Consider the following 15,772-nt stretch of genomic DNA (forward strand, 5'->3'; position numbering starts at 1 on the left):
ACAATGGTGCACGTTTCCCCGGCCGGGGACGATGACGACCGACGAGACGGGAGGCGCGCATGGCCACAAGGCTGCCCTCCGCCCCGCCCAACCTGCCGGGGTTCTCGTACGTTCGCGCGCTTGGCTCCGGCGGCTTCGCCGACGTCTTCCTCTACGAGCAGAACATGCCCCGCAGGCAAGTCGCCGTGAAGGTGCTGCTGGCCGAAGTGGTCACGCCCAGCGTGCGTGCCATGTTCCAGGCCGAGGCCAACCTCATGGCCCAGCTGAGCGCGCACCCGGCCGTGCTGACCGTGTATCAGGCGAGCGTGGCATCCGACGGTCGCCCCTATCTTGTGATGGAGCTGTGCTCTCCGGTGCTCAACCGGCGCTATCGCGCCGACCCGCTGAGCGTGCCTGAGGCGCTCGCCATCGGCATCAAGATCGCCGGCGCGGTCGAGACGGCGCACCGCGCCGGAGTGCTGCACCGTGATGTGAAGCCGTCGAACATCCTCACCACGGCATACGGGCATCCGGTGCTCTCCGACTTCGGCATCGCGGCGACCATAGGCGACGCCGAGCTGGCGGATGCCGTCGGGCTCTCCGTGCCCTGGTCCGCTCCCGAGGTGCTCACCGACGAGACGACGGGCACCGTGGCCAGTGAGGTGTGGGCGCTCGGCGCCACCGTGTACTCGCTCATCGCCGGACGGTCGCCGTTCGAGGTGCCGGGGACGGATAACTCCTCGGCTCAGCTGATCTCGCGCATCCAGCGCGCCAAACCGGAGCCGATCGGGCGTGAGGATGTTCCCGAACGGCTTGATGCGGTGCTGCGCCGTTCGATGTCGAAACGACCGGAGACACGACAGCACAGCGTTCTCGAGTTCATCCGCGACCTGCAATCCGTCGAGGCGGAGCTCGGATTCTCGCCGACGCCTGCCGACGTCGCCGCCGACGAATGGGTCGCGGCCGCTGTCGTGGACGACGAGGACCGAACGCGGATGAAAGGCGTGGCATCCGTGTCGCCGGAGCAACGTCGCAGGCGACGTCGCGAGGGCGATTCGCACACGGGCGAGCGCAGCGGGGCACGTCAGACCGGCACATCGACCAGTCGCCCGGCGCGCATGGGGGTGGGAGCGAGATGGCTGATCGTCGCGTGCGTCGTGCTCGGCGCGGCCTTCGTCGGCACGCTCTCATTCGTGCTCGTGCGGGCCGCGGCGCCCAGCGACATCCCCGTCGTACGCAACATCGAGGGCCACGTGGCGGGCGGGTCGGTCGAGTTCAGCTGGCAGGATCCTGGTCTCGCGTCGGGTGACGAATACCAGGTGAGCGTCGATGGAGCGTCGCCGAGCCTGCAGCGCAGCACAACCTTCACGGTCGACTCCGCCGATCGGCGGGTGTGCCTCACCGTGACCGTGAACCGTTCGGGCCGCACGGGCGAGACGAGTGCTGCCAAGTGCGTCGACCCGGTGGGGCCCTCGTGAGCGCCAAGCTCATCGGTCTTGACCGCACCGCCGCCTTCCTGCGCCACCGGTTCCGTGCCCTGAGCGGGCGTCGCCGCACCACAGCGCTGACCGTAGTGGTCGGCGTCGTCGTCATCGCCCTCGTCGCCACCATCGCCGTCGTCTCCGGCGGGTTCGTGCAGCAGCGCATGGTGCTCGGCGACGCAGCGGTGTGGGTGACGAACTCCTCCAAGCAGCTTCTCGGACGCGCGAACACGCAGGTGAACGCGTTGAACTCGGCCGTGACGGCCGGTGACGAGTCGGTCGACGTGGCGCAACATGGCAAAGCCGTGCTGCTCGTCGACCGCAGCACCAACACCGTCTCCTCGGTCGACCCCGCGACGGTCACGGCAGGAAAGGCCGTCGCCCTTCCGCCGAAGGATGCCCAGGTCGGCATCGCGGGCTCGCGTGCCGTCATCCAGTCGCTGGCGACGGGACGCATCTGGCTGGTGCCTCTGACCGACCTGCAGTCATACACATCGGCATCCACCCCGACCATCGACCTCGGAAGCCGGGTCATCACCTCGCTCACACCCGACGGCACGCTGTTCGCGTACTCGCAGCAGGCCGGGACCGTGTACCGGATCGACGCTGCCACCGGTGACAGCGTCGCCCAGACCTGGCGTATCGGCCCGCTCACGAAGCATCAGTCGGCCGCCGACGTGCAGCTCACGTCCGTGGGAGGCAAGTGGGCGCTGTACGACGACTCGGCACGTGTAGTGCGCACGCCCGACGGTGCCAGAACGCTGCCAGCGGCGGTGGGCGACCAAGGGGTGCTGGCGCAGGCATCCGACGCGGATGTCGACCTCACGATCGCGTCGGACTCCGGCGTCTACCTGGTGCCCGGCAGCGGCGACGTGCGACGGGCCCTACAGGGCGACTTCGGCACTGCAGCCGCGCCGGTGTGGGTGAACGGATGCCTGTACGCGGCATGGGACACCGGCCAGACATGGCGCTCCTGCACCGGCGGCGAAGCGGGACGCACCGGCACCCTCGCCCAGGTGCGCCCCGGCGCGGAACTCGCTTTTCGCGTCAACGACGGCACCGTTGTGCTCAACGACACGGTGCACGGAACGTCGTGGTCGGTTCAGCACGGCAATGGCGTCATCGACAACTGGGCGGACTTCGCCAAGCAGAACGACCAGACACGGCAGACCGAGGAGAACACCGAAGACAAACCGCCGACCTATGAGAAGACGCAGGAGCCGCCCGTCGCCGTCGACGACCAGTTCGGTGCCCGGCCCGGTGTGACGACCCCGCTCCCGGTGCTCCTGAACGACTACGACCCGAACGGCGACGTGCTCGTCATCGACTCGTTCACACCGGTGCCGCAGGCGACCGCTCGCATCCAGCGCACCGCGGACGACCAGGAGTTGCAGATCACCCTGCCCGCCGATGCGCACGGTCAGATCGACTTCGACTACACGATCAGCGACGGCCGAGGCGGAGAGGCGAACGCGCACGTCATGGTGACCGTGCGGCAGCCGAACGAGAACTCACCGCCCGTGCAGGCGCGCAGCACGAAGGCGACCGTGGCTGCCGGGGGGCGGGTCTCCACTCAGGTGCTCGGTGACTGGTACGACCCGGACGGCGACCCGTTCTACCTCACGTCAGCCTCCACGGCGTCTCCGAACACGGTGACGTTCACGCCGCAGGGCACGGTCACGTTCACAGATGCAGGCAAGGGCGGGAGCCTGCAGTCCGTGGCCCTGACCATGTCGGACGGGCGGTCAGAAGCGCACGGGACTCTCACCGTCACCGTACGGCCGCCGACGGATGTTCCGATCATCGCGGAACCGTTCGTCGCGACGGTGGTGACGGGGGGCGAGATCGCCATCTCGCCGCTCGACCACGTGCGCGGCGGCGTGGGACCCGTGCGGCTGGCATCCGTGCCGGAGAAGCCGGACGTGACGCTGAGCCCGAACTTCGACGAGGGCACGTTCGGGTTCACGTCCGACTCGGCAGGCAGCCACTACGTCGAGTACACCGTGACCGACGGCTCCACCACCGCCACCGGGGAGGTGCGCGTCGTGGTGACGATGCCGCAGGATGCAGGCGACACTCCGGTCACGGTTCCGCATACCGCGTTCATCGAGCAGCAGACCTCTCAGGAGGTGGACGTGCTCGCCACGGACTTCGATCCGGCAGGCGGGGTTCTCCTGATCACCGCAGCACAGTCACCGGCTGCCGCGCAGGGCGTTCGCGTCGAGGTGCTGGAGCAGCGCATCCTGCGCATCACGCTGACCGGTCCGCTCGATGGCCCGGTCTCGTTCGGCTACACGGTGAGCAACGGAACGGCGCAGGCCCAGGGCACGGTGCGCGTCATCGAGATACCACGGCCGGCAGTGCGGCAGCCACCGGTCGCCAACCCAGACAGCGCAACCGTGCGCGTGGGCGACGCCATCGACATACCCGTGCTCGACAACGACTCGCAGGCCGACGGAGACGATCTCACGCTCGATCCCGTGCTGCCGACACCGCTCCCGAAGGGCGCCGGGCTCCTCTTCGCGTCGGGCAACGAGTTGCGCTACCTGGCACCGGACAAGCCCGGAAACTACACCGCCGTCTATCGGGTCGACGACGCCGACGGGCAATGGGCGACGGCGCAGGTCACGATAGCGGTGCGCGAGCTCGACCTGCAGTCGAACCGCCCCCCGATTCCGCAGACCGTCACCGCGCGTGTGCTCGCGGGCAACACGGTGCGCATCCCCATCCCGCTGAACGGTGTGGACCCGGACGGCGACTCCGTCAAGCTCGTCGGACAGTCCACGAACCCGCAGAAGGGCGCCGTGACGCAGGTCGGGCCCGACTGGATCGAGTACCAGGCCGGCGACTACGCGGCAGGGACTGACACGTTCGACTACACACTCGTGGATGCCCTCGGTGCGCATGCCGACGGCACGGTGCGGGTCGGCATCGCCCCGCAGGACGGCGCGGCGCGCAACCCGGTCGCGGTGGAGGACCAGGTGACCGTTCGCCCTGGACGCACGGTCTCGGTGCAGGTGCTCGCGAACGACTCCGATCCCGACGGCAGCCCCCTGCACATCGCCTCCGTGCAGCGCACGTCGAACAGCATCGCCAAGGCGAAGATCTCGGGCAAGATCGTCAAGATCGTCGCCCCGCAGAAGGAAGGCCGGTACGGCTTCATCTACACGGTGCAGAACGACACTGGCGGATCCAGTTCCAACTTCCTCACGGTCGTCGTCAGCAAGAACGCGCCGCTGGCGCATCCGGTCGTCCAAGACACCGTGGTCGGGCTCTCCGACATCCTCGGGCGCTCGCAGATCATCGTGAACCCGCTCGCGAACGTGTTCTTCGCCGACGGGCCGGTCTCCAGACTGAAGCTCTCCATCGTGCCCGGCTTCGGCGACTCAGCCCAGGTGACCTCCGGCGATCACGTGCGGGTGCGCATCCAGGCGAAGTCGCAGATCATCCCGTTCAAGGTCGCGCATCCGGACGACGCAAGGGTGGCCTCGTACGGCTTCATCTGGGTGCCCGGCTACGAGGATGCGCTGCCGCAGCTGAAACCGGGAGCACCCAAGCTGACGGTGCCGAGCGAGAAGACGCTCGTCATCGACCTGAACGACTATGTGGTTGCGACCGGTGGCAAACACGTCAGGCTCACGGATGCCTCGCACGTGCATGCCACGCACTCCAACGGAGACAACCTGGTGCGCGACAACCACACACTGGTGTTCACCAGTGCCGCCAGGTACTTCGGCCCGGCATCCATCTCGTTCGAGGTGACAGACGGTTCGTCGGCAAGCGACCCGAAGGGCCACATCGCCACGCTCGCGCTGCCCATCACGGTGACGGCACGCGACAACCAGCCGCCCACATTCACCGGGGCCCAGGTGGAGTTCGAGCCGGGGCAGCAGAAGACGCTCGACCTCACCAAGCTCACCAGATACCCGTACGCGAAGGACCAGGCGGAGCTGCAGTACCGCATCCTCGACCCCAAGCCCGACGGGGCATCCGCGTCGCTGCAGGGCCAGCAACTGACCATTCAGGTCTCCGACAAGACGCCGAAGGGCACGCAGCTGAGCATTATCGTCGGCGTGCGCGACGCCGTGAACGACGGCAAGGCCGGCCGCATCGACATCACGGTCGTGCCTTCGACGAGACCGCTGGCCGTTCCGCAGCCCGACGAGGTGACGGCCAAACGTGGCGCGACCACGAGCGTCGATGTGCTCGCCAACGATCAGGCGACCAATCCGTTCCCCTCAACGCCGCTGACCGTGGTCGCAGTGCGCGGGGCATCCAGCGGCTCACTGCCGCCGGGAGTGCAGGTCACACCGAGCGCCGACAAATCACGGCTGGCCGTGTCGGTCGCTCCGAACGCGCAACCGGTGGACACCACACTGCAGTACGAGGTCGCGGATGCGACGGGAGACCCTGCCAGGTACACCTGGGGCACGGTCACCATCTCGGTGGAGGACCAGCCGGATCCGGTGTCGAACGTGCGCATCGTGGGGGTCGGCGACCAGCAGATCACCGTCGCGTGGGATCCAGGCGCCGCCAACAACTCCCCGATCACCGGCTACACCGTCTCACTCGTGCAAGGCGCGAGCGTCGTCGGCTCGACGGCCTGCAACGCCACCACGTGTATCGTGCAGACTCCGGGCAACGGACCGCAGAACTCCGTGCAGGTGCAGGTGACGGCGACGAACGCAATGGGCACATCGGATGCCGTCGCCTACCCGGACCTCGTCTGGTCGAATGTCGTGCCCGCGGCCCCGACGGGGCTGACGGCGACGCCCGGCGACGGCAAGCTCACGTTGAGCTGGACCCCGCCGGCTCCCGGCAACGGAGCCAGCGCGGTCACCGGCTACCAGATCACCGTCGGGACCTCGACGTACACGGCAGGTGCGAGTGCCACGACGTACACCGTTTCCGGCCTGACCAACGGGCAGAGCTACCCGGTGACGGTTGCCGCCGTGAACTCGTTCTACGGGCAGCAACCTGTGTGGAACAGCGCATCCACGTCCGGCACCCCGGCAGGACCGCCGATCGTCAGCGCGCCGTCCGTGGCATTTGACGGCCAGGGCACAGCGACGGTCACCTGGGCCGTCGACCCCAACGGCGCCGGCCTGACCGGCCTCACTCTTACGCCGACCGAGGGCACGTGCCAGCCGGTCAACGTGCAGAGCACGTCCGCGAGTTGCAGCGGGTTCACGGGCGGAGACACGATCAAGTTCACGATCTCCGCGACCAACTCCGCCGGGTCGGGAAGCGCAGCAGTATCGGCCGTGTATCACAACGCTCCGAGCAATGTGTCTGCCTCGTTCAGCGCTGCCGCTCCGACCGATTACAACGGGCGGACGACCGGCGTGTATCTGCCGACGCTGGCCTCGGCATCCGCCACGGTCGATCCCGGCGGACAGGTCTCGTACTCGTACTCGTTCAGCGCCGACCACAGCAATCCCACCGCCGTGAATCCAGGCGACCACATCGGGATACCCGATACCAGCGTGTATGGGCAGGGCATGACGGTTTACGTCGGCGCGACCGTGACCTACTCGAACGGTGCGACGTACACGACCTGGACCGGAGCACTGACCACTCCAACAGTCGCGGTGACGCTGGCGAACGTGACCTTCCAGGCCGCCGCGTCTGGCCCAGGCGGTACGTTCACCTGGACCGCCGGACCGCTCCCATCCGCCGGTTCCACGGTCACCTGCACCGACGGCACCATCTCCGGGAACAGCTGCAAGACGACCAATCCATTCCCGGTACTGACCGCCTCGGTCACCGCGAACGGCACGACCTACACCAACACGTTCAGACCATGACGAGCACGCACGAGGAGAGCACCCGCATCATGACCGACGCGCCGACGACCGCGACGAAGCCGATCAGCCCGCTCACCGATGACCAGGCCGCCTGGTTCCAGAGCACCGTCGACGCCATCGTCTCCAACGTCGAACGAGTGCTGCTGGGCAAGACGCATGTCATCCGGCTGGCGGTCACGGCGCTGCTCAGCGAGGGCCACCTCCTGCTTGAGGACGTGCCGGGCACGGGCAAAACGTCGCTGGCGCGAGCACTCGCAGAGACGATCTCGGGAACGAGCAGTCGCATCCAGTTCACCCCCGACCTGCTGCCAGGCGACATCACCGGTGTCGGGGTGTACGACCAGCGGGCGGGCGATTTCGAGTTCCACCCAGGTCCGGTGTTCGCGAACGTCGTGCTCGCCGACGAGATCAACCGGGCAAGCCCGAAGACCCAGTCGGCGCTCTTGGAGGTGATGGAGGAGCGCCAGGTCAGCGTCGACGGCGTCACGCATCGCCTTGCACCTCCGTTCATGGTCATCGCCACGCAGAACCCCGTGGAGCAGGCCGGAACGTACCGCCTGCCCGAGGCGCAGCTCGATCGCTTCATCATGAAGACATCCATCGGCTATCCCGATCACGCGTCGATGGTGCGCATCCTCGAAGGGGCCGACCGCCCGGCGCACGACACCGTGCTTCCCACCGTGGTGATGGGCGAGATGGTGACCACCATGTCGAAGCTGGCCAGGGCCGTTCACGTCGACCCCGCCATCAACGACTACGTCTCGAAGCTCGTGGATGGCACACGCAATGCCGAGGAGGTGCGGCTCGGAGTGAGCGTGCGCGGTGGGCTCGCGCTCATCCGCACCGCGAAGACGTACGCGGCCGCGATGGGCCGCTCCTACGTGCTGCCCGACGATGTGAAGACACTGGCGGAGCCCGTGCTCTCGCACCGCATCGTGCTCGACACCGAGGCCGAGTTCGACGGCGTCACGCCGCAGAGCGTCGTGGCGGGCGTCGTTCTCGAGACGCCGCCGCCTCTGGATGGGACGGCCGTGTGACATTCGACCACTCCGGCGGCGACACCGGGCTCGACAACGCGCGAACCCGGCTCGTCGGCGCGCGCGAAGGCAGACTTGCGGATGCCATCGTCACGGCCGTTCGGCTCTGGCGCACGTTCGCGAGCGGCTGCGCGCGTGCGTGGCGCCGCGTCAGTGAGGTGACGACCGTCACGGGGGTGTGCGTGGGCGCCGTGACGATCGCTGCGCTCATCGCCGGCTACGTGGCCGGATGGTCGGAGGCCGTACTGTTCGCGTGGATCGGCGTCGCGCTGTTCCTCATCGCCGTGCTGTACCTGCTCGGCTCGGTCGCCTACCGTGCCGAGCTGCAGCTGCCGACGCCGCGAGTGGTTGTGGGCACGCCGGCCCCCGTCGACGTGGTGGTCTCGAACCCGACCAGGCGCGGTCTACTGGCCGCCCGCATCGAGGTTCCCGTGGGGGAGGGTGTCGCCGAGTTCGCCGTGCCAGGACTTCGACCGGACGCGGAGTTCCGTGACGTGTTCCTGGTGCCGACACCTCGACGCGGTGTGGTGACCATCGGACCCGTGCGCTCGGTACGCGCCGACCCGGTCGGCTTGCTGCGCCGTGAGACGGACTGGCAGCAGACCACCGAGCTGTTCGTGCATCCGCGCACCGTCGCGATCCCGAGCATGAGCACCGGATTGGTGCGCGACCTCGAGGGCAACTCCACGCGCGACCTCACGACGAGCGACATGTCGTTCCATGCCCTGCGTGAATACACCCGGGGCGACGAGCGCCGGCACATCCACTGGCGGAGCACGGCGAAGACCGGCGACTTCATGGTGCGCCAATACGAGCAGACCAGGCGCAGCAACCTGCTTCTGGCGCTGTCGTTGGCGGAGAGCGACTTCGCTACCGACGAGGAGTTCGAGCTGGCAGTGAGCGCTGCCGCTTCACTGGGCGTTCGCGCCGTGCGCGACGACCGCTCCGTATCGTTCGTGGTGAGCGAGCGCACGCCGGACTTCGCGAAGACACCGGTGTACGACGTGCGCAAGCTCGACAGCGTGACCCCGACGCGTCTTCTTGATGCTCTCTGCCGCATCGAACGTCTCACGTCCGCACTGCGCATCACCGATGTCGCACGCGTGGCCGCCGACACCGCACCGGATGCCTCCATCGCGTTCCTGGTCTGCGGATCCGCCGTCACGACGGCCCAGTTGAGGCACGCAGCAACCATGTTCCGTGCGGGCACCGAGGTCGTCGCCGTTCGGTGCCTACCCGAGGAGTCACCGGGCCTGCGCAGAGTGGGCGAGCTCAGCATCCTCACCATCGGCTACCTCGACGACCTGCGCTCGAGCTTGGCGAGATCGAGGGCGGCATGACGCGAAGGGATCTGATCCAACGCGCCATCGGCACCGCCTATCTGCTCGTGCTGATGGGCGCGTGCGTCGCCGCGTTCTGGCCGGTGTATCAGAACACGGACTTCGTGGTGATGGCCATCGGCGCGATCGTCGCGGGAACCGCGGTGGCCACCTGCGGTGCGCTCCTGCGTTGGACCACCATGGTGACAGCCCTCACGGCACTGGCCGCGTTCCTCGCGCTGGGTGTGCCGCTCGCCGTGCCCGGCGAAACACTCTGGCGTGTGATTCCCACCCCGCAAGGGCTCCTCGACCTCATCACGGCCGTGGCATTGAGCTGGAAGCAGCTCGTGACGATAACGGTTCCGGTCGGTTCCTACCTCACGCTGCTCGTGCCCGCCTACGTTCTCGCATTCGCCGGCGCAGTGGTGTCGGTCACTGTCGCGTTCCGCTCCCGGATGCCCGAGCTCGCGCTCGTCCCGCCGCTCGTCGTGTTCACCCTGGCCATCGTGCTCGGGTCCGATACGGCCGCCACCCCGCTTCCGCTCACCGTCGGCGTGGCCGCGCTGAGCGTCGGCTGGCTGATCTGGATGCGCCGCCGCCGCCGAGTCTCCCGCCTGGTCTCGCTGGCCAGCGAGCACGCCGATGGTGTGCGCCGCAGCGAGCGTTCGCTCGCCGCTGCCCGGTCCGTCGGCATCGCGGTGCTCGCCGTGGTCCTCGCCCTCATGGCGGCCGCCGGTGTCTCGTCCGGAATTCCGCCCGTTGCGGCACGCACCGTGGCCCGCTCCGCGACGACGCCGCCGTTCGACCCGCGCGACTATCCGAGTCCGCTGTCCGGTTTCCGCTCCTACCTGGAGCCCGGCGAGGCCGGTGACGCGCTGTTCACGGTCGATGGCATCGGCGACTTGCATCGGCTGCGCATCGCCACCATGGATACCTACGACGGCATCGTCTATGCGGTCGGCACGCAGCCTGGGGACTCGGGCGCGTTCGCGAGGGTTCCCGACACGCTGACCCTACCCGCGACATCCGCTCACGCGAAGCAGTCGAGCAGGACGGTCGAGGTCACCATCGACGGCCTCGCCGGACCCTGGCTGCCCACTTTCGGCGATCTGCGGAGCATCTCGTTCGGCGGGAACACGCCCGATGCCCTTCGCGACGGCTTCTACTACAACGCCACGACGGCGACCATGGCAGAGGTCTCGAAGCTGACCAGCGGCGATTCGTACCGCATCACGGCGGACGTCACGCCAACGAAGACGCTTTCGCAACTGGCCAAGGCACGTCCGGGCGATGCGGTGCTGCCCACGCTCGACGTCGTGCCCGGCCGGCTCGACGACACCCTGCACCGATACGAGGGCGACGCGGTCGGGCCGGGCGCGAAACTGGCGGAGGCCCTGAAGCAGCTTGCCGACAACGGATATATCAGTCACGGCATCGGCGACGAGGTGAAGAGTCTCTCTGGCCACGGTGCGGACCGTATCGACGCATTGCTCACCGCCCGGCCGATGGTGGGCGACCAGGAGCAGTATGCCGTCACGGCGGCGCTGATGGCGAGGCGAATCGGGTTCCCGGCCCGGGTCGTCCTCGGGTTCTCGGTGCCGCAGAAGGCCAACGGCGACAGCGTGACGATCACGGGTGCGGACGTGACCGCCTGGATTCAGGTGCAGACCGCGCAGGACGGCTGGGTGGATGTCGACCCGAACCCGCAGGTGCGGCCGATTCCGCAGAAGAAGCCCGACGAGCCTAAGCAGATCTCGCGTCCGCAGTCCATCGTGGAGCCGCCGAAGGACAACGTCGCCCGTGAGCAGAGCCCGCCGCCGCAGTCGCACGTCGCACAGGAGCACGACAATCGGATGCCCGGGTGGCTGAGCATCCTGCTCGCGGTTCTCAGCGTGCTCGGGTGGATCGCTCTGATCGCCGCTCTGATCGCGTCTCCCTTCCTCGCGGTGATCGCCGCGAAGTGGCGCCGCAACCGGATGCGGCGGTCATCACGCGTGCTCCCGCGCGGACGCATCTCCGGCGCGTGGCGGGAGTTCGCCGACACCGCGGCCGACCACGGCTACCAGGCGCCCGGCTCCGCGACGCGCACCGAGGTCGCGCAGGCCGTGGGCGGTCAGCGACCCGCACTGCTCGCGGCTGTCGCCGACCGCTCGGCGTTCGGTCGCGCCGAACCGACGGACGACGACGCGGATCAGGTATGGAGAGCGGTCGACGAACTGCGCCGCGACCTCGACGGACGAACCACGAGATGGGGCAGGCTGCGCGCCCGGATCTCACTTCGCTCACTGGGCGGCTACCGTGGAAATACTCGCGGAAAAGGCGTGGGTCGCGCGAGGATGCCGCGCTGAGGATGCCCCGGTTGGGCAGGTGGGCGAGAATGCGCCGGTGAGGAGGTCGCGGTGAACTGTGCATCATGCGGTGCTGTGTTGCCGGAGGGCGCGATGTTCTGCGGCAACTGCGGGAGAGCGGTGGGCGCGGTGGTCGTTCCGCGCGACCGCATGGCCGATCCTAGGCCGGGCGACACCACCATCCTTCCGCCGCAATACCGGGCGTCGATGCGCTCGGCGACATCCGCAGAGACCGCCGATCGTGCGACAGCTTCACCGTTCCCCGCGACCAGTGGACTGCCGCTGGGTCAGGAGACCCCGTCGGCTCCCGAGTCGGACATCCCGACCAGGCCGATCCCGCCCGTGCCCTACGTGCTCTCGTTCTCGACCGGAGAGCGCGTGGTGGTCGTGGGCGCCGGCCTGCTGGGGCGCCGCCCGTTCGCGCAGCCCGGGGAGCGGTTCGACCAGCTCGTGTCGATCGCCGACCACGAGCGTTCGGTGTCGAAGACGCATCTGGAGTTCGGCGTGGAGAACGGCGACCTCTGGATCTGCGACCGGTACTCCGCCAATGGCACCGTCATCATCCCGCCTGCGGGCGGTCCGCATCGCTGCGAGCCCGGCCGTCGCTACCGGGTTCCCCGGGGTGGACGCGTGGAGATCGGCGACCACTGGTTCGACGTGCGCTAAGCCCCGTTGCCGAACTCCCGCTGACTCGCTGGTCGCTCCGTCCGTCCCCAGGGAGTGCGGCGACGCATCCGTGCACCGATGCCCGTCTGCGGCGTTCCTGAGGCCGTCCGATCGACTGCACTGGTTGCATGCCAGTCCCCGATCCGACTATCGGCGAACCGCTCACGTTGCCCCGTCGTCCCGCGGCTCCTCCGAAAGCGCCGTTCCCGCTTCTTGCGGTGCTCGCCCCGCTCGTCGGCGCCGCCGTGCTCTTCGCGATCGTGCGGTCGCCGTACATGCTCGCGTTCGCTGCGCTCAGCCCCGTGATCGCGGTGGCGAGCACCATCGACGGCCGGCTCTCGGCGCGAAGACGACGCCGAGCGGATGACCGCGCCTATGCCGCCGAGGTCGACCGGTTCGTCACCGAGGTCGAGGCTGCGCACGACAGGGAGAGAGCTGCTCTGCAGGCCCGGCATCCCACTGCAGCCGCGCTGCTCACCGACCCCGCGCATCGGCCGCGGCGTTGGAGCGAGGCCGGCGAGCGATTCGCGCCGGTTCGACTCGGCAGCGGTGCGCTGCCGAGTACCGTTCCGGTCTCCGGCACGACGAGTTGCCGCGAGGATCGCGAGTTGCTCGCCGAAGCGCGGGTCATCGAAGGGGCGCCGGTCGTCGCTGACCCCGCAGACGGAATCGGCCTGATCGGCATACCAACCGTCGCGCGAGCGGTGTTGCGCGGACTCGTCGTCCAGCTCGCGCACGCGCATCCTCCCGGCGTGCTCGCGGTGACGGCACCGCCGGGAGAGGCCTACGACTGGCTGGACGACTATCCGCACGGCGTTGAACCGCGCGAGGAACCGTTGCGGCTGCGCGTCGTCGACGACGGAGCCGAAGACGACGCGCAGGCGATCGTGCGCGGAGGTACGGCACGGAGCCGAGCGGCTGGGCCGGTGTCGCCGGGAGGCTCGGCACGTCGTGTCACGCCGGCGGGGCCGAACGCCCCGTCGATCGCCGTGCTCGCGGTCGCCGAACGCGTGGACGAGCTACCCGCTGGATGCCGAGTGGTCGCCGCCGTCGAGGCGGATGGCACCATCACCATCCTGTCGCCACCGGATACGGCGGGGAGCCTGCGCGGCGAACTGGTCACGGCTCAGGAAGCGGCGGCGTTCGGGCGAGAGCTCGCGCTCACAGCTCGCACTCGCGGCGTCGATCTCGGCACGCCGCTGCCCGGTGAAGTTCATTTCGGCGACCTCGCCGGCGCCGACCGAGCCGGCGCGCAGTTCACGAATCTGCCCGCGGTGGTGGGGATCTCGCCGTCTGGCCCACTCGTGCTCGACCTGGTGGCATCCGGTCCGCACGCCATCGTCACCGGAACCACGGGAAGCGGCAAGAGCGAGCTGCTGATCACCTGGGTGCTGGCGATGGCGGCACTTGCGCCGCCCGAACGGGTGGGGTTCCTCCTGGTCGACTTCAAAGGCGGCACGGCGTTCCAGCGGCTGGCGGCGCTGCCGCACACCGTCGGCGTCGTCACCGACCTTGCGCACGGCGAGGCGGCGAGGGCGTTGAAGAGCCTGCGTGCCGAACTGCGCAGAAGGGAGGCCGAACTGTCGCGGCTCGGGGTGTCCGACATCGCCGACGCGTGCGCGGAACTGTCCCGCCTCGTCATCGTCGTCGACGAGGCCGCGGCGATGTTTGCGGCGTTCCCGGAACTCGGCCAGCTCTTCGCCGACCTCGCAGCGCGCGGCAGGGCTCTCGGGGTGCATCTCATCCTCGGCACCCAGAGGGCGACCGGTGTACTGAGCGACGCCCTGATCGCCAATTGCGCGCTGCGCGTCTCGTTACGGCTCGCCTCCGACGCCGACAGCACGGCCCTGCTCGGCACGGATGCGGCCGCCCGCCTCCCGCACGGACAGCCGGGCCGCCTCGTGGTCTCCCGCGACGGCGAACTCCTCACCGCGCAAGCGGCAACGACGGAACCCGCCGACGTGGATGCCGTGGCTCGGACGCACTCCGCATCGGTCAAGCCGCGCGCGCCCTGGTTGCCGGCGCTGCCACCGTGCATCCCGCTCAGGGCGTTCGGGACACCGCCACCAGGCTCCGTCGTGATCGGGGCGAGCGACGACCCCGACCGGCAACTCCAGGAAGGCATCGTCTACCGGCCCGAGAACGCGCACCTGCTCGTGCTCGGGGTCCGCGGATCCGGGAAGTCCGCGGTACTGCATGCCATTCGCGCGCAGTGGCCGGGTCAGGTCATCGCGGTCCCGCAGCACATCGAGGGAGCGTGGGATGAGCTCGAACGCGCCGAGTCGCTTCTGCACGCCGGAACCCGGGACACACCACGGCCAGCCGGCACGTGTCTGGTGCTGATCGATGACCTGGATGCCCTGCTCGAGCGGTTCGACGACGAGTACCGGGACGTCGCGACAGAGCGTATCCGCTCACTTCTGATCGACGGGCCGCGCGCCGGAATCGGCGTGGTGTGCACCGCTGCAGTACTCCCGAGCGGGCTGCGCAGCGTGCACGGCCGGTTCGGGGAGCGACTGCTGCTCCGGCAGGCCGACAGGCAGGAGCACGTGCTCGCCGGCGCGCCTGCCGAGCTCTTCGATCCCTCGGTCCCGCCAGGCCGAGGTGTCTGGCGTGACAAAGCGATCCAGGTCGCGCTGGTGGATGAGCACGGCTACGACGACGCAGTAGGCGAGACAGCACAGGCGGCTCCGCCGGTGCTCGAGTTTCCCGCCGGGTCGATCACGGTGGTGGTGGCGCGTGCACCCGGCGCGGTGGCACGCGGGTTGGGGCAGGCGGTCCCCGGACTCGACATCATCGACCTCACCGATCCGGTCGGGGCTTCTCGCGCGAGAGACGCCGCGCTCCCCGAACCCGACGTGCCGGGTAGCTTCCCTGGTGATCTCACCGTGACCGAGGGCACGCGCCCGACAGCCATCGTCGGCGACCCGGATGCCTGGCAGTCCGGGTGGGCACTGCTCGGCCGGCTGCGACCGAGAGCATCCATCGTTTTCGACGGCTGCACCCTCGCTCAGGTGCGGGCGGTCTTGCACACCCGCGTACTGCCGCCGGCCGCGCTGCCCGGCCACCTGCTGGTCTGCGGCCCGGAGATGGGCTTCACCAGGGCGAGGATGCCGTCATGAGGTGCGCTCGCGC

Annotated in this window: 7 protein-coding genes; all 7 read left to right on the forward strand. The window is 69.0% G+C overall.

Annotation, left to right across the window (positions count from 1 at the left end; translation table 11 throughout):
- Positions 1–59: 59 nt before the first annotated feature.
- Positions 60–1,457 (forward strand): serine/threonine-protein kinase, encoded by a 1,398-nt coding sequence (locus tag ACYVII_RS04115; protein WP_460531401.1) that lies wholly within the window; start codon positions 60–62, stop codon positions 1,455–1,457.
- The gene (locus tag ACYVII_RS04120) at positions 1,454–7,267 is read left to right on the forward strand and encodes an Ig-like domain-containing protein (protein ID WP_460531404.1); all 5,814 of its coding nucleotides are present in this window, start codon (positions 1,454–1,456) and stop codon (positions 7,265–7,267) included. Before ACYVII_RS04115 ends, ACYVII_RS04120 begins: the two co-directional genes overlap by 4 nt.
- Positions 7,268–7,296: 29 nt before the next feature.
- Positions 7,297–8,304 (forward strand): AAA family ATPase, encoded by a 1,008-nt coding sequence (locus tag ACYVII_RS04125; protein WP_460531862.1) that lies wholly within the window; start codon positions 7,297–7,299, stop codon positions 8,302–8,304.
- Positions 8,301–9,644: a DUF58 domain-containing protein gene (locus ACYVII_RS04130; RefSeq protein ID WP_460531406.1), complete on the forward strand. Its 1,344-nt coding sequence runs from the start codon at positions 8,301–8,303 to the stop codon at positions 9,642–9,644. Before ACYVII_RS04125 ends, ACYVII_RS04130 begins: the two co-directional genes overlap by 4 nt.
- The gene (locus ACYVII_RS04135) at positions 9,641–11,971 is read left to right on the forward strand and encodes a transglutaminase TgpA family protein (RefSeq protein ID WP_460531409.1); all 2,331 of its coding nucleotides are present in this window, start codon (positions 9,641–9,643) and stop codon (positions 11,969–11,971) included. Before ACYVII_RS04130 ends, ACYVII_RS04135 begins: the two co-directional genes overlap by 4 nt.
- 51 nt (positions 11,972–12,022) lie before the next feature.
- Positions 12,023–12,637 carry a zinc-ribbon domain-containing protein gene (locus tag ACYVII_RS04140; protein WP_460531412.1) on the forward strand — a complete coding sequence of 205 codons (615 nt, stop codon included), beginning with the start codon at positions 12,023–12,025 and terminating at the stop codon, positions 12,635–12,637.
- 128 nt (positions 12,638–12,765) lie between these two features.
- Positions 12,766–15,759, forward strand: a complete 2,994-nt coding sequence (locus ACYVII_RS04145; RefSeq protein WP_460531415.1) for a type VII secretion protein EccC — start codon at positions 12,766–12,768, stop codon at positions 15,757–15,759.
- The last annotated feature ends 13 nt before the right edge of the window (positions 15,760–15,772 follow it).

This window comes from Humibacter ginsengiterrae (assembly GCF_054780115.1).

Bases quoted from the DNA above. Each gene is read 5' to 3' on its own strand.
- ACYVII_RS04145 (WP_460531415.1), top strand. From the start codon at position 12,766: ATGCCAGTCCCCGATCCGACTATCGGCGAACCGCTCACGTTGCCCCGT.
- ACYVII_RS04125 (WP_460531862.1), top strand. From the start codon at position 7,297: ATGACCGACGCGCCGACGACCGCGACGAAGCCGATCAGCCCGCTCACC.
- ACYVII_RS04135 (WP_460531409.1), top strand. From the start codon at position 9,641: ATGACGCGAAGGGATCTGATCCAACGCGCCATCGGCACCGCCTATCTG.
- ACYVII_RS04115 (WP_460531401.1), top strand. From the start codon at position 60: ATGGCCACAAGGCTGCCCTCCGCCCCGCCCAACCTGCCGGGGTTCTCG.